The organism is Mesorhizobium sp. M1273 (assembly GCF_040318195.1).
GTDB lineage: Bacteria > Pseudomonadota > Alphaproteobacteria > Rhizobiales > Rhizobiaceae > Mesorhizobium.
The window spans coordinates 30903-45224 of record NZ_JAMYLV010000031.1; the positions used below are offsets into that span (position 1 = coordinate 30903).

The 14322-nt window shown below is 60.0% G+C and carries 13 protein-coding genes, 1 pseudogene and 1 riboswitch; of the genes and pseudogenes, 7 read left to right on the top strand and 7 right to left on the bottom strand.

From position 1 onward, the window contains the following. Positions 1–85 precede the first annotated feature (85 nt). Positions 86–340, bottom strand: a complete 255-nt coding sequence (locus tag NKH30_RS25515; RefSeq protein ID WP_352468275.1) for a hypothetical protein — start codon at positions 338–340, stop codon at positions 86–88. 554 nt (positions 341–894) lie between these two features. Beyond that, positions 895–1095: riboswitch (cobalamin riboswitch) on the top strand. 95 nt (positions 1096–1190) lie between these two features. Here NKH30_RS25515 and metE point away from each other — a divergent pair. Next, positions 1191–3527 (top strand): 5-methyltetrahydropteroyltriglutamate--homocysteine S-methyltransferase, encoded by a 2337-nt coding sequence (gene metE / locus NKH30_RS25520; RefSeq protein ID WP_352997450.1) that lies wholly within the window; start codon positions 1191–1193, stop codon positions 3525–3527. A gap of 107 nt (positions 3528–3634) precedes the next feature. On the opposite strand, the gene NKH30_RS25525 is transcribed toward metE, so the two are convergent. From NKH30_RS25525 to NKH30_RS25535, 3 genes are read right to left on the bottom strand one after another with little or no spacing between them, the layout of a single operon-like run. Continuing rightward, the gene (locus NKH30_RS25525; RefSeq protein ID WP_352784046.1) at positions 3635–3853 is read right to left on the bottom strand and encodes an FMN-binding negative transcriptional regulator; all 219 of its coding nucleotides are present in this window, start codon (positions 3851–3853) and stop codon (positions 3635–3637) included. A gap of 34 nt (positions 3854–3887) precedes the next feature. Continuing rightward, positions 3888–4790 (bottom strand): dihydrodipicolinate synthase family protein, encoded by a 903-nt coding sequence (locus NKH30_RS25530; protein ID WP_352997451.1) that lies wholly within the window; start codon positions 4788–4790, stop codon positions 3888–3890. 52 nt (positions 4791–4842) lie between these two features. Beyond that, positions 4843–6075, bottom strand: a complete 1233-nt coding sequence (locus tag NKH30_RS25535) for a trans-sulfuration enzyme family protein (protein WP_352997452.1) — start codon at positions 6073–6075, stop codon at positions 4843–4845. An 83-nt stretch (positions 6076–6158) separates the two neighbouring features. Here NKH30_RS25535 and pdxR point away from each other — a divergent pair, with 83 nt between their 5' ends. The 4 genes and pseudogenes from pdxR (at position 6159) to NKH30_RS25555 (ending at position 9586) form a co-directional block, all read left to right on the top strand. Continuing rightward, positions 6159–7655: a MocR-like pyridoxine biosynthesis transcription factor PdxR gene (pdxR, locus tag NKH30_RS25540; protein WP_502911518.1), complete on the top strand. Its 1497-nt coding sequence runs from the start codon at positions 6159–6161 to the stop codon at positions 7653–7655. 158 nt (positions 7656–7813) lie between these two features. Then, positions 7814–7891 (top strand): annotated as a pseudogene (locus tag NKH30_RS25545) (MOSC domain-containing protein); the annotation flags it as partial. A 117-nt stretch (positions 7892–8008) separates the two neighbouring features. Continuing rightward, on the top strand, positions 8009–8500 hold the full coding sequence (locus NKH30_RS25550) for a B3/B4 domain-containing protein (RefSeq protein ID WP_352997453.1): 492 nt from the start codon (positions 8009–8011) through the stop codon (positions 8498–8500). A 564-nt stretch (positions 8501–9064) separates the two neighbouring features. Beyond that, positions 9065–9586, top strand: coding sequence for a helix-turn-helix domain-containing protein (locus tag NKH30_RS25555; RefSeq protein WP_352468280.1), 522 nt, complete (start codon positions 9065–9067; stop codon positions 9584–9586). Between the two features lie 277 nt (positions 9587–9863). Here the strand turns inward: NKH30_RS25555 and NKH30_RS25560 are convergent, their stop codons facing one another. Both NKH30_RS25560 and NKH30_RS25565 read right to left on the bottom strand, forming a co-directional pair. Then, positions 9864–10919, bottom strand: coding sequence for a cytochrome-c peroxidase (locus NKH30_RS25560; protein ID WP_352997474.1), 1056 nt, complete (start codon positions 10917–10919; stop codon positions 9864–9866). 793 nt (positions 10920–11712) lie between these two features. After that, positions 11713–12015, bottom strand: coding sequence for a DUF982 domain-containing protein (locus tag NKH30_RS25565; protein ID WP_352997454.1), 303 nt, complete (start codon positions 12013–12015; stop codon positions 11713–11715). Between the two features lie 552 nt (positions 12016–12567). Here NKH30_RS25565 and NKH30_RS25570 point away from each other — a divergent pair. Beyond that, a complete protein-coding gene (locus tag NKH30_RS25570; protein ID WP_352997455.1) occupies positions 12568–13038 on the top strand; it encodes a Ros/MucR family transcriptional regulator in 471 nt (156 codons plus the stop codon). Positions 13039–13265: 227 nt separating this feature from the next. Here the strand turns inward: NKH30_RS25570 and NKH30_RS25575 are convergent, their stop codons facing one another. Further along, positions 13266–13478, bottom strand: coding sequence for a cold-shock protein (locus NKH30_RS25575; RefSeq protein WP_023679670.1), 213 nt, complete (start codon positions 13476–13478; stop codon positions 13266–13268). A gap of 344 nt (positions 13479–13822) precedes the next feature. On the opposite strand from NKH30_RS25575, the gene NKH30_RS25580 reads away from it, so the two are divergent. Continuing rightward, entirely contained in the window at positions 13823–14077 is a 255-nt protein-coding gene (locus NKH30_RS25580) for a hypothetical protein (RefSeq protein ID WP_352997456.1), read from the top strand. Positions 14078–14322 lie beyond the last annotated feature (245 nt).

The window sequence follows — 14322 nt, forward strand, 5'->3', positions numbered from 1 at the left end:
TTGTGGACGAGCTTGGCCGCCTGCACCCGGTTGTATTCCGGCTTGCGGTCCGCCTGGGCGGTCCGCCGCGATGGCTATCTCCATGTCAATCGGCGCCGAACTTTGACTGCCCGCTGCTTTTGATGAATTTGGCGAGGTCCCGCGCATAATCACTCTTGGTCTTCTCCTTGAGGCCCTGTGTCGCGAACTTGTGGTCCAGCAGGGCAAACAGGTCCAAGTCCCCTTCCGCCTGTGGCGCTGGCTTGCCCTCACCGCCCTCGGCTTCCCAATTGGGGACCGCTTCTGCGCGCTGCACCGTGGCGATTGTCCGCCCAAGACGCATCACAAGATCGAACGCCAAACCGTGCGCGTGCACGACGATTTGCCGCTCAGGCCTCATTTGGACAGGACTTGAGCTGGCCCGGTGGTTTGAGCCGGGTTACCTTGAGCCGGTGGGCTGCGAACAAGCAGTTCGAGACATTGGCCTCGATCACTTCGCAACACGCCGCTGCGCCTGGCCTCGGTGTGCTCCCCCCGAAATCGTTGTGTCATATCACCGAGGGCTCACGGCCAACAGCTTCCACATGGGCAACAGCCTCGCCATTGAGCCGAATATGGTCGCGAGCAGATCACCAACGAAGCGGTCGGAACCTCGGAGCCGAAGTTCGACGCCGAGGTGGTTCGCATGATGCGCTAAGCAGCACCACGGCGCTTGCCGGTATGTTTGCTGCCGGCAGCCGACGAACTCCTATCCTCCTGGACAAGGGCGCCGTGCGTCATTGCTTTGATTTACCGGCCGCTCAAGGCTTCCACAGTTTTCGCTTTCGAGGCGACCTTTGGAACATGCCAACGGAAATTTAACATAACGACATAAACATTTCTTTATGCGGCGTTGACAAAGAAGCGAACTGCTGTAATTGTCTCCCGCGTCGTGGTTCTCCGTACGGCGCTGCCGCAGCGGAGCTAAGAGGGAAGCCGATGCGATGCCGGCGCTGCCCCCGCAACTGTTAGCGGCGAGCCAACCCCACTCATGTCACTGAGGCGAATAGCCTTGGGAAGACGGGTAGAGGCTATGACCCCGCGAGCCAGGAGACCTGCCACGGCGAATTACGTCCACGGGCGGGGTGTCTCGGTGGCCGCTGCAGCCTGGCGTTCGTGCCGGCCTGCTAGCGCCTTCCTTGTCACCGACGCCCCAACCATCGGGGTCTGGCATGACTGTCTCTCAGCAAATTCCTGTAGCAACGCTCGGCGTGCCCCGCTTCGGTCGTCGGCGAGAACTGAAATTCGCGCTTGAAAGCTACTGGTCCGGAAAGTCGTCCGCTGCCGACCTTCTCACGACCGCGAAGGCGCTCCGTGCCGCTAGCTGGGAGGAGCAGCACGATCGCGGCGTGTCGAAAATCCCGTCGAACGACTTCTCGCTCTACGACCATGTGCTCGACACCGCAGCCATGGTCGGCGCCGTTCCATCCCGTTACGGCTGGAATAGCGGCGAGGTTCCACTTGACATCTACTTCGCAATGGCGCGGGGCAACCAGGGTCAGACGGAGGATTGTCGACACGCTGGTCACCAGCAGGCGGCTCATCGGTCTGATGTAACCGCGATGGAAATGACCAAGTGGTTTGACACCAACTATCACTACATTGTGCCGGAACTCAACGATGATCAGACGTTCGCCCTCTCGTCGACGAAACCGGTCGATTACTTCATCGAGGCTAAAGCTCTCGGCGTTCACACACGCCCAGTCATCCTTGGACCGATCACCTTCCTCAAGCTGGCGAAATCGCCTGCCGAAGGATTCGATCCCATCGCGCTCCTGCCGCGGCTGCTGCCCGTCTACGAGCAACTCCTGCAGAGGCTGAAGCTGTCTGGAGCCGACTGGGTGCAGATCGATGAGCCAGCGCTTGTCCTCGATCTGAACCCGAACGAACGAGCTGCGTTCGAATTCGCCTATGGCCAGCTGTCGAAAGCCGCGCCCGAGCTGAAGATCATGCTGGCTACCTATTTCGGGCCGCTGGGAGACAATCTCGAAACCGCGGTTTCTCTGCCCCTGGCCGGGCTGCATATTGATCTCGTGCGCGCTCCCGAGCAGCTGGAAACGGTGGGTCGGCTCGCACCGAAGGATCTGGTGCTCTCGCTTGGCTTGATCGATGGCCGCAACGTCTGGCGTGCGAACCTGCCCGCCATTCTCGACCGCATCAAACCGATCGTCGCCGGCTGGCCCTTGGACCGCGTCGAGATCGCGCCTTCTTGCTCGATGCTGCATGTGCCGATCGACCTCCGCATGGAGACGGAACTCGACGCGGACATCAGGTCGTGGCTCGCCTTCGCGGCCCAGAAGACCGACGAGTTGGTGTTGCTTGCCCGGGCCCTGTCCCAAGGCAGGGATGCGGTGGCAGGCGCGTTGAAAGCGTCTGCCGAGGCTGCCGCCACTCGCGTGACATCCACGAAGATCCATGACCCGCTGGTTGAGGGGCGGATCGCCACCATTGACGACAGCATGAAGCGACGAGAGAGCGCTTTTGCCGAGCGCTCCAGAGTCCAGGCCGGCACGCTCGGGCTGCCGCCGTTCCCGACGACGACCATCGGGTCCTTCCCGCAGACGCCGCAGGTACGCAGGGCGCGGGCCGCTCATGCGAAGGGCCAGCTGAGCTATGTCGACTACGAGACCTTCCTGAAGAAGGAGATCGAGGCTGCAATTCGCTGGCAGGAAGAGATCGGGCTGGACGTGCTGGTGCACGGTGAGTTCGAACGAAACGACATGGTACAGCATTTCGGCGAGCAGCTGTCCGGCTTCGCCTTCACCCAGCATGCCTGGGTGCAGAGCTATGGGTCGCGTTACGTGCGCCCCCCCATCATCTTCGGCGACGTATCGAGACCCAAGCCGATGACGCTGCGCTGGTGGCAATTCGCCCAGTCGCTTACGGAAAACCCTGTGAAGGGAATGCTCACAGGCCCGGTGACCATTCTCAACTGGTCTTTTGTTCGCGACGACGTACCCCGCTCCGAAGCATGCCGCCAGATCGCGCTCGCCATCCGCGACGAGGTGACGGATCTCGAATGGTCCGGCGCAAGGATGATCCAGATTGATGAGGCCGCGTTTCGCGAAGGATTGCCACTGCGCCAGTCTGATTGGAACGACTATCTCGACTGGGCTGTCGAATGCTTCCGGATCGCTTCAACGGGTGTAAAGGACGCGACTCAAATCCATACCCACATGTGCTACTCGGAGTTCAACGAGATCATCGACGCGATCGCTGAAATGGATGCGGATGTCATTTCGATTGAGACGTCGCGCTCGAAGATGGAACTGCTGGACGCCTTCACGAGCTCCAAATATCCGAACGAAATCGGTCCCGGAGTCTACGACATTCACTCACCACGCGTCCCGGAAGTCGGCGAGATTTCGGATCTCGTCATGCTTGCCCGCGAGCGACTGTCGGATTCCCAACTGTGGGTAAACCCGGACTGTGGCCTCAAAACACGCAAATGGGAGGAGGTCCGCCCTGCCCTGATGAACATGGTCGATGCAGCACGTGCGCTCCGGTAGAAAGTGTAGGCCGGAGGGTTTCCTGGTTGCTCACCATGTGGTGAGTGACCGGCTGCCGCATGTCGGCCGTGAATGTGCCAAAACGCGATCACATCCTTTGAAATAAGTCACTCGAGCGAGAATGTGCACTTTCCTTCGGCACGTGTATTAATCGCGCAGGAGTAAAGGGTACCGTTTTCTCCCTGTGACGTGTCGAGTTCGAAGGGGATGTGATTGGCGTCGAGACCGCTCCGGCCATGGGTTATCAGCATGCCAAGTGCACTGTTCTCGATCAGTTTGTAGAGGACTTCTCGGCTCGGTTCATCGAAATGCGCGGGTAAATACATGACAGTTCCTTTCACTGGCCGCCGGGTTCGCTATTCACCGGTTGACATCCGATGGTAAGCGTTCCAACGCGGCGGCGATCTGGCGCTTCGCTGCTGAGGGCAGAGGCAGGATGGGACGCGGGGGGTCGGCACGGCAAATGTCGAGCAATTCGGCAAGTGCATAGACGACGCGAACGCTCGAGAACTCCTTGAAGAGGCTCCAGAGCGGCGCAAGCGTGGCATCGATCCGTCGCGCTTCGGCCGCATCGCCCTGCTGCGCCGCCGTGACGATCTTCACGCAGACCTCGGGCAGGATGCCGGCGAGGACGCTGTACCATGTGTCAGCGCCGGCGATCATGGCCTCTGCGGCGTTCCAGTCGCCGCTGTAGCCGATCGAGAACCCTTCCGGCACAGTGCGCCTCTGGTCGGCCAGATGGCTCTTGATCGCATCGCCCTTGTCTGTCGGATTCTTGATAGCGACGATCCCCCGCACCTTTGCCAGGCGGCTGACGAGTGCTGGGGTGAAATGGAAATGCGTCGTTCCTGGATTGTCGTAGACGACGATCGGCAGGCCGCTCTCGCACGCCACCGTCGAGAAATGTTCGAACACCTCGTCATCAGTGAGCGGGGTGTAAGAGGCGGCGGCAAGCAACCCCGCGGCAGCCCCAAGGGCCTTGGCGTCCTGCGCGAGCCTCACTGCTTCGTCGGTGCGCAGCGCGCCCACACCCACCACGACCGGCATTTGTCCCCCGGTTTCGTCCAAGGTCTCGGCGAGCGCCCGTCGCCGTTCCTCGCGCGTCAGATACATGTATGTGCCGGTGCTGCCGAGAAGACCGATGGAATCGACCTGAGCGGCGCAAAGCCTGGCAATCAGCTTGCGCAGAGCAACGGTATCGACGCGGCCGTCACGATCGGCGGGCGTGATGGGAAACGCGGAAAGACCGCTCAGGAATGCCATGGCAAGGCTCCAGGTTTGTGCGTGAGCGCAGGACTGGCCGGACGACAGGTCATCACAAGGCGTCCAGAGCCCGCCGCAGGTCGGCGATTAGGTCATCGACGTCTTCAAGACCCACCGAGAGACGCATGAGGTCCTCGCCGACTCCATCGGCCAGATGCGCATCCTTGCGGATCGGCTGACGAGCACGGGTCAGGCTTGCCGGATGATAGATGAGGCTGTCGGCATCGCCGAGGCTGACAGCCCGGGTGATCAGGTTGAGCCGGTCCATCATCCGCCGCGCGCCCTCGAACCCAGCGTGGAGGCCAAAGGCCAACATGCCCGACCCTTGGGACATCTGCTTTCGCGCCGTCACCTGATCAGGGTGCGAGTCGAGGAAGGGATAACTCACCCATGCCACCGCCGGGTGCGCCTCGAGCGCCTGAGCCACCGCAAGGGCAGTGGCGCTGTGCCGTTCCATGCGCAGCGTGAGCGTCTTCAGACCGCGCAGGATCAGGAAGGCTGACATGGGCGAGAGCGCTGCGCCGGTGATGTAGCGCAGGCCCGTTTCGTGCAGCGTGCGGAGCGTTTGCGCGTCGCCGAGAATGGCCCCGCCAAGGGCATCGCCGTGCCCATTGATGTATTTGGTCAGGGACTGGAGCACGAGGTCGGCCCCATGTTCGAGCGGCCGCTGGAGCGCGGGCGAGGCGAAGGTGCTGTCGACTGCAACCTTTACACCGCGCGCGTGGGCGCGCTCGGCAATGGCAGCGATGTCGAGGATGCGGCTCAGCGGATTCACCGGCGTCTCGAAGAAAACAAGCCGGGTCCGCTCGGTGATCGCGGCATCGAGATTTTGAGGATCGGACAGGTCGACCGCGACGACCTTGATGCCGAAGCGGGGGACCGCCTGTTCGACCATGGCAAGCGTGTTCGCATAAAGCGTCCTGTGGACGATGAGTTCATCCCCTTGGGACAGGAGCGACAGGATCAGCGTCCCGAAAGCCGCCATCCCCGAGGCAACGACCAGACCTGCCTCGGCTCCTTCCAGATTGGCAAGCCGTTGTTCGAGGATCTCCGTCGTCGGATTGTATTCGCGCGCATAGAGCCTTCCGCCAAGCGCGGCGGCGGCCTCGTTAGCTGCCACGCTTTCGAATCCATAGGTCGAGGTCAAGAAGACTGGCGGCTGAACGGCATTGGAAAAGCCGGCCGGATCGTAGCCATGATGGATCGCCCGAGTGGCGAATCCGGGACCGGTGTCGTTGAGTGACCGCGTGAGAGCATCGGTTTCGGATTGATAGGAGCGGGTCATTCGGCCTCTGAGATCTTTCTTGGGTTTCCGAAAGATTGACGGCAAACTGGCCAATGTGAAATATCCAGTTGGCGATGAATGAAATGGTCCAGTCTTCAAGTGCCGGTTCTGCAGGTCGCACGCACGCGATGGGTGCACGCCAGATCTACGAGGCTCTTCGCGAGCAGATCCTCGGAAGTGTCTACGAAACCGGCAGTCAGCTGCCTTCCTCCCGAGGCCTCGCAAATGACCTTGGGGTTTCGCGAACGACGGTGACAGTCGCCTATGAGCAACTGGCCGCGGAAGGTTTCATCGACGTCCGTCAAGGCGCACGACCCCGCGTTGCATCTTCGTTGATCGGTCCTGAGACAAGCCGCACGCCTGCGAAACGGGTCGGCTCGGTTCTTCTGTCCGCCTATGGCGGCCGACTGCGCGTCACGCCGCCCTGGCCGGATTATCTGCCGACTGGGCTGAAGGTCGATTTCCGCTATGGCGACCTGGCGTCGTCAGACTTCCCCGCATTGGTCTGGAAACGTGCGATGAACGAGGCGATGGGGCAGCGCCCGTTGCGTCTTGCCTATGACGATCCGCGCGGCTCGCGCCGGCTGCGCCAGGCGCTCCAGGGCTATCTCTGGCGCGCCCGAACCCTGAGCTGCGACCTCGAGCAGATCATCATCGTCAACGGTTCGCAGCAGGGCCTCGATCTGTGCGCGCGCCTGCTTCTCGATCCCGCCGACCGCTTCGTCATCGAGGACCCGTGCTACAGGATGGCGCGTCAGGTCTTTGCCAGTACGGGTGCCTCGCCCATCCCGGTCACCGTCGACGAGGACGGGATGAAGACGGAGTTGCTGGCGGGGATCGGGGCGCGACTGGCCTATGTCACGCCATCGCATCAGTTTCCGCTGGGCGGCGTCATGCCGATCGCGCGCCGCCATCAGCTTCTGGAATGGGCGCGGCACGACAACGCATATGTGATCGAGGACGACTACGACAGCGAATATCGCTACGACATCAATCCGGTCCCTCCGCTGCACAGTCTCGAGGACCACGGGGCTGTCATCTACCTCGGCACGATCTCCAAGACGCTCTCGCCGATGCTGCGTATCGGCTACCTCGTCGTCCCGCCGGAATTGCAGGAGGTCTTCGCAACCGCCAAACAATTCGCAGACCGGCATTCGCCGGTGGCTGAACAGGAGGCTCTGGCTTGTTTGATCGAAAGTGGCGGCTACGAAAGCCATGTGCGGCGCGTGCGCAGGCTGAACGGCGAGCGTCGGGAGACGTTGTTGGGCGCCTTGCGGCGCAGCTTCGGAGGTCGCATCGCTGTCCAGGGAGCAGAGGCCGGACTGCACGTCGCCGTCTGGTTCAACGACCTGCCACGATCGCAGGAAACGGCACTGGTCGAAGCCGCCCGACGTGCGGGTTTGGGGCTACACCTGATCTCGCCCCTTTACGAGCGGCAGTCGGACGAAGGCCACATCGATCGCGTGGGGCTTGTCATGGGCTATGCCGCTTTGAGCATTCGGCAGATCGAGAAGGGCGTTGAGGTCCTGCGAGCGGTTGTCAGGCAGGTACAAGACGCGTTGCCGGGACACGGTGGCTAAAACGGCGGGGACGTGGCGTGCTGGCGAGGAAACCGACCCTTGGGCTGAACCGCGTTTCGTTGCAAAGCCAACTGGACTGGGAAAACGCCGTACCATGCTGTTGATCAGGCCAGTTTGGCGGCAGATTTTTCGTGCGAGACGAATTCCGAAAGCGATGCATGACCCGGCAAGGAAAGCTGCTTCACATCCATATCGCGCCCGCTGCCTCCTATGAAATGGAGGATCTGGAGGAGGCGTAGCTTGTTGCCGGCCGAGGTGGGCTCGAGCACCCGCAAGACATAATCGACGATCTCTATCAGGCCTTGTCCACCGCCGAATGATGGAATTATCCAGCGCATGGTGCGGCATGCACCATGGCGACGCCAGAAGATCTGGACGCTCTTCAAGCACCTTTCTTGAAACATTTCCCGAACCACCCGCGCAGCGCAAAGCCTCCCCATGAGAAAAGAGCATCCCATGTCTTTCACGCCATTGATTGCCGCGAGATCAAGGCCCGCTACCGGGATTTTCATCTGATCAGCATTGTGGTGCGGAACGCTGAAATCGACGTGCCGGATGCACAGGCGTTGAACGATACGATTGCGGCGGCGGAACAGGCGGCGCTTCGCGATGACGCCCAAAGGGACGCGCATCTTGCGGCGTGGGCCGTTGCCTACCAGGCTTTCGGCACAAAAGCCAATCGAACGCCGTGCTCGGCCGCCGCGCTTCTCAAGCGGGTGCGGAAAGATGGCTCTCTCCCGCGGATTTCCCCACTGGTTGATGCCTACAATGCCGTCAGCGTGTTGTACGGCGTTCCGATTGGCGGGGAAGATCTCGATCTCTACCAGGGGTCCCGAGACTTTTAATTGCGAAGGGAGCGGAGCCATTCGACACGATCCAGCAAGGTGAAATGGTAACCGAGCATCCCGAACCGGGCGAAGTCATCTGGTGCGACGATTCCGGTCTCACGTGCCGCCGCTGGAACTGGCGGCAGGGGCGGCGCACCATGGGTCACGGTCGATACCCGCGCCATGTGGCTCGTGCTGGAAGCCCTCGGCCCAATGTCAGCTATACAGATGACGGCCACCGGAGAGCATTTGATGGGACTTATCCAAGCGTTGTGCCCGGGTGCGCGAATCGAAACCGCGCGGATCGACGAGTCCACTACATCTCGTGTCCCTTAGGGCATGGCCCACCTTTCGGAGAAACACCCCACTCAGCCCTGTCCGGATCTGGCGCTCCTTGCTCGCTCCGCTGGCCTACACAGTTGATTGCGAACGACCCAGAACGGCTCTCGAAAACGAGCGTCGAACGAAATCAGATCACTGCTTGTTCTCCCTTAGCGTTGTTTGGCGTACTTTTATCGCGATGCTTCCAGTGGGGATGGTCCAAATTGCGCAAGCTCGGTCGAGTGATCGCGGAGAAGCTTAATGTCGACTAAATCGAAATTCATGGAGCGGTACGGACAACGGGTGCGAACCCGGGACGTCGTCCCGGTGTCGTCAGGCTCTCCCGTCCGACTGAGTCTCAGTTTTCTTCACGGCGCGAATACTCCTGAGGCCGCCCGGATTCTCGTTAAGAGACAGCTGCCGCTCAGGACGGCCCACGCGATACTCACGGAGATGGTCGATCACGGCAAGGCGTTCGTGACGGTTCCTTGCGTCGACGACCTATTGGCACTGAAGAATGAACTGTCGTCCGCAGGCGTGATCGCGAAGGTTCATGCGCCGCGGCCGATAAGTGTTCGCGAAGTCCGGGATCGCACGAAGCTCTCTCAGGAGGCATTCTCCGTGAGGTATGGCCTCGATCTGGCAACGCTTCGAAACTGGGAGCAAGGTCGCTCGAAACCGGATGCAGCGGCGAATACTCTCCTTTGGACCATCGCCCGGAATCCGGAAGCAGTCGAAGAATCGCTGGACATGGAGGACGGAGTGGCTGCCCCTTCGCCCTAAGGGGGCCGATCACTTCGGCGCGCGGCAATTCGGCCGCCAGCGCGATGGCCGGCCGCCGCGCGGTATCGACAGCGCGCGAGCCTCATGCGTCAGACGCCTTCCTTGGCATGTCGCACGCCAGATCCCAAACATGATTCCATCGCAACGAGCTGGTGACGGAAGCAGTGTCTGCACTTTGGAAACGAGCCATTTGCGTTCTCATGGACGTCGCGACTCGTCTCGTCCAGTAAAAGTCGCAATCATTGTCAATTGCGATGTTCCGCAGTCAGCTGGCCGTTTATTTTCCTAAGATCTGCGTTATAGGCCGGGGTGTTGTCGCCGTTTCGGCGGGTAAGATGGGATAGGCGACCTCGGGTGCCTTTCCGGTCAGCGAGTTGAGGAAGGCAACAAGCAGGTCGACTTCTTCGTCCGCCAGTACCACGCCAAGCTGGGTGGTTCCCATGATGGCAACGGCCTGTTTCAGATCCCAAACCTTGCCCGAATGAAAGTATGGCGCGGTGAGTGCAACGTTGCGCAGCGGCGCCACGCGGAAAACATAGGAATCGTCGGCTGCATTGGTGACCGCAAATCGGCCCTTGTCTTTTTCCGGCAGGACCTCGGCGCTGGGCTGTTCCACGAGGCCGAATGGGTAATAGGCTTGCCCACCAACGTTGATACCGCCATGGCAGGACGAGCAGCCTTTGTCCATGAAAAGCGCCAGGCCCTGTTTCTGTTCGGAAGTCATGGCGGCGTCATCGCCCTTCAGGAAGCTGTCGAAGGGGGCCGGCGTGACCAGTGTCGCCTCGAAGGCTTCGATTGCCTTGGCGAGGTTGTCGAAGGTGACCCGATCGGCTTCAGCCGGAAAAGCTGCATCGAACCACTCGACATATTGCGGCATGGACTTGAGCGTGGTGATGACTTGGCCCGGTGTATTGGCCATTTCGATCCCGGCTTGGACCGGTCCCTTCGCCTGAGCCTTCAGGTCTTCGGCACGACCATCCCAGAACTGGGCGATGTTGAAGACAGCGTTCAGTACAGTCGGCGCGTTGCGCTGTCCCTTCTGCCAACCATGGCCGATCGAGGTTTCGTGATTGTCGTCGCCGCCGGTGGCCAGGTTGTGGCACGAGTTGCACGACAAGACGCCTGACGCAGAAACGCGTGGATCGAAGAACAGTGCCTTGCCGAGAGCGATCTTTTCCGGGGTGATCGGGTTGTTGGCGACTGCCGGCGTGGTGGATGGCAAAGCCCTGAAGGTGGCCAGTGCCGTTTCTCTGAGGTCTGCGGGGATCGAATCCGCAGCAAAAGCGGTGGCTGCCAGCAAGGGGACAGCCATCGTACTAAATAGGATTTTCATAAATGATCTCGCTGCATCGTGCACGCAGCCACTCTGGGATATGCGGCTCATGAACGCCCTGCGCTAGATCAGCTGCGGGAGAGGACCGGGGTCTGACACCTGTTTTCGCGGCAGAGATGGGACCGTCTCGGAAGTGAACGCTCTTCTCGATTGGATTTCAGGGAGCCGGAGGATCGCTGCTCGGCAAGCGGCGGCGCCGGAGCCGTGCTCCGGTTCTCTCTGCGCCTTCTACCATGAAGAAATCGGGTCCGCCAGCTGTCTCAGATTTCGGTTCGGGTTATCTGTTCCGCTGCAGGTCCGGCTCGATTTCCGGCGTGCCTTCGCCAGATCGACGTTGGCCCAAATCGATCCGGGATCGCGTCTTGTAGCACGCTTTGCGGGACAATCTTACTTTCGACGTGGAGGGCCGTTTGGGCTGAGCGAAATTAACGAATTTCAAAGGGCGCCCAAGTAGCTGATTTGATTGGCTTGTGAGGCCTATAGCCTCCATCGAGCGAATATTGGCAGACGACGGAGCACAATTTTGGCCTCGTTTATCAGCTTCATGGGACAACTGCTTTGCGATAATTGCAGGGCAATTTACCGTCATGAATTTGAGAGAACCAAGTCCCACGCAGTGATTTTCACACCGGAAGCGTTGCAGTCCTGTCGCGAGAAGCTGATTTACAATAACAACAAGATGATTAACATCGTCATAGCGCGCAAGGCTATAGTACGCTCCAGATGCCGGCGAAATCTCGATACAATAACCCCATCGGCGTACCCGCTCCAGCATCACACCGACTGACGACGCCTATACTTGCGCTTTTCCACTGTCCGACATGCAGGCAGCGAGCCATTGCATCGCGGAGGTTGCATCTTCCAATATGACGACCTGTTTCGCAAAGCGGAAAAAAGTCTTGCGCGCTGCGCTCGCAGGTTTTCGTCCGTTGTATGCATCAAAGCACGCCCTGAGGGCGGCTTGGTAGATCCGGTCTCTGCGATCTTCTGGCCATTCATTGAGAAAATCGATAGCATCCGCAGGACTGGCAATCTCTTGCACGATGTGCGCTGCACGCCTTACGAAAAGTGGGCTGCTGAAAGTCCCTGAGCTCATGCGTTCCTCCCGACCTGCTGAACCGCTAGTTTGCGTAAGGCGCCTCCTCTACACCCGCCCACCATTGCGGAATGTGTTGTCACAGCGATAGCGGTTCAATAGCAAAGCAGCGGCGTGATGTCCTCGGTTTACCAGCGGTCCAATCCCTAACATCCTGCTGCGAGAGCGGCTCACCGGATGAATCTACATCGTTTCGACCATTGCGAATCCACGCTTGATAGTTCCTCCACGCGCCACCAGGAAGCGGCCACTGCTCTGCCACCGATTTCACAGCCAAAGAGAGGATGGCGAAACAGAAATAGCCCGCTTCGTTTCGAGATTACTGGTCATTTCGGCGCAAAGCTTACGGTCGAGACGCCTGAAAATGCGCAAGGACCGCGGCAGGTCGCCAACAACGGACGGATCAACGGTCACGACGGCGGGAAACCGCGCCATAGATCTCGCTGGACGAGCATCGCAATAATCGTGTCGAGACATTTGTTGCTTTAAGCGGCGACCGCCACTATGAAGCGACGCTTCGCCGACTGTGTTTCACGCCGCCTGGAGAGTTTCATGACAGAAGAAGCCGAAAAAAACATCAACACCCTCATCGAGCTCACGGCCGATGTCGTCTCAGCCTATGTCTCCAACAATCCGATCCCGGTGGGGGATCTCCCTGCCCTCATCGGCCAAGTGCACGCGGCTCTGAAAGGGACGGCGGAAGGTGTCTCTGCAGAAGAGCCGGTTGCCTTTACGCCTGCAGTCCCGATCAGGAAGTCGGTGACACCGGACTACATCATCTCCCTTGAGGACGGGAAGAAATTCAAATCGCTAAAGCGCCATCTGTCGACCCACTATGGGCTGACGCCGGATGGATATCGGGCCAAATGGGGCCTGCCGGCGGATTATCCCATGGTCGCGCCGAACTACGCCGCGGCGCGCTCGTCATTGGCCAAGACAATGGGGCTCGGCCGCAAACCGAAAGCGCTGGAAGCGCCGGAGCCGGCGCCGACGAAGCGAACCCGCAAGAAGGTCGCGGCTTGATTTCGGCAATCGAGATTCGTTCTGGAGCGTTGCAGCCATCGGCTTAATCTGCGCGTCATATAAAAAGGCGGGGCCAACCCCGCCTTCCTTTCAAACAACTTTGTTTCATGAGGAATTCGCGACGCCAGCAGCAATCTGCTGCCCTCAGTTTTTGCTCGCTCCTATCGAGCGGCCGTGAGGACCTCCGGACCTACGCGCCCACTCTTGCCAGGACGCAGGAGAAAATTTCAACCAGCTTTGCTGAGGCTGCCAGCGGAGGATTTGCCGGTGCGGCGATCCTGCTCGATCTCATAGTTGATCTTCTGGCCGTCAGCGAGGGTCGAGAGGCCCGCGCGTTCGACAGCGGAAATGTGGACGAAAACATCCGGACCGCCATTGTCGGGCTGGATAAATCCAAACCCCTTGGTGCTGTTGAACCACTTTACCGTTCCAGTAGGCATATACGTGTTCCTCCTTAACAATTGCAACGTGGGCAGGCCATTAGGCCTGCCCGACTCATAGCCGAGACTTGGGCGCAGCAAAAAGCGAAAAATTGTTAAGCCCCGATCAGCTGGCGCACTCCATTTTGGCCGTAGTCGCCAGCAAGCAGTGTCCTACACTACCGCTCGAGCATGGCCGGAAGGGCCCGATCCTTCCAACGCTCCTCAGCGCCACGTCTATGGCTGGTGCTTGGAGGCACGGGACGTAAGGCCGACCGCTGCTCGTGCCGCCAAGTCAAAGGCGGGTAGTTCACGGAGCTACCTTCGTGCATAACGGCTTGGCAAGCGCTTGAAGGAGTTTCGAATTGGATTGTTTCAAGAGGGTCGATGGGTTAATCGATGCCACCAGCGTGGAAGCGATCGATAACGCGCGCGTTTTGCTGGACCAGTTCAAGGGCAAGTCAGAAACAATCGCCCAAGCGATCGACGACTTCCTACTTGATTTCATGACCTTGCTGTTTGTGGTAGAAGCTACGCGCGAGCGGTTTCACAATCCGGCGAGGCGGTTGGCGCGTATCAGATTGAGCAGGATCAGGCTGTTACTCACCCGATGCTCTTGACCTAAGGGACCACGCCGCCAGCGATGCGTTTGCAGCCGCAAAGAAGGCAAAATCTGTTCGCCGGCAAACCGAGCACAGCCAGGCGGTATTTACGCAGATGAATTCGATCGCGACCGCCAAATTCTCCTGTTTGGTACCCGGCGACGACGGCAAGCGCGGACAGCTTCCGTGCTGCTGTCCTCCAGCGACAAACGTGCCTGCATGCCCCCCATCCACGGTGAGCTCGACGGTTGTTTCTTACGTTT

Bases quoted from the DNA above. Each gene is read 5' to 3' on its own strand.
- NKH30_RS25555 (WP_352468280.1), top strand. From the start codon at position 9,065: ATGTCGACTAAATCGAAATTCATGGAGCGGTACGGACAACGGGTGCGA.
- NKH30_RS25565 (WP_352997454.1), bottom strand. From the start codon at position 12,015: ATGAGCTCAGGGACTTTCAGCAGCCCACTTTTCGTAAGGCGTGCAGCG.
- NKH30_RS25560 (WP_352997474.1), bottom strand. From the start codon at position 10,919: ATGAAAATCCTATTTAGTACGATGGCTGTCCCCTTGCTGGCAGCCACC.
- NKH30_RS25575 (WP_023679670.1), bottom strand. From the start codon at position 13,478: ATGCCTACTGGAACGGTAAAGTGGTTCAACAGCACCAAGGGGTTTGGA.
- NKH30_RS25525 (WP_352784046.1), bottom strand. From the start codon at position 3,853: ATGTATTTACCCGCGCATTTCGATGAACCGAGCCGAGAAGTCCTCTAC.
- NKH30_RS25570 (WP_352997455.1), top strand. From the start codon at position 12,568: ATGACAGAAGAAGCCGAAAAAAACATCAACACCCTCATCGAGCTCACG.
- NKH30_RS25530 (WP_352997451.1), bottom strand. From the start codon at position 4,790: ATGGCATTCCTGAGCGGTCTTTCCGCGTTTCCCATCACGCCCGCCGAT.
- NKH30_RS25535 (WP_352997452.1), bottom strand. From the start codon at position 6,075: ATGACCCGCTCCTATCAATCCGAAACCGATGCTCTCACGCGGTCACTC.
- metE (WP_352997450.1), top strand. From the start codon at position 1,191: ATGACTGTCTCTCAGCAAATTCCTGTAGCAACGCTCGGCGTGCCCCGC.
- pdxR (WP_502911518.1), top strand. From the start codon at position 6,159: ATGGTCCAGTCTTCAAGTGCCGGTTCTGCAGGTCGCACGCACGCGATG.
- NKH30_RS25550 (WP_352997453.1), top strand. From the start codon at position 8,009: ATGGCGACGCCAGAAGATCTGGACGCTCTTCAAGCACCTTTCTTGAAA.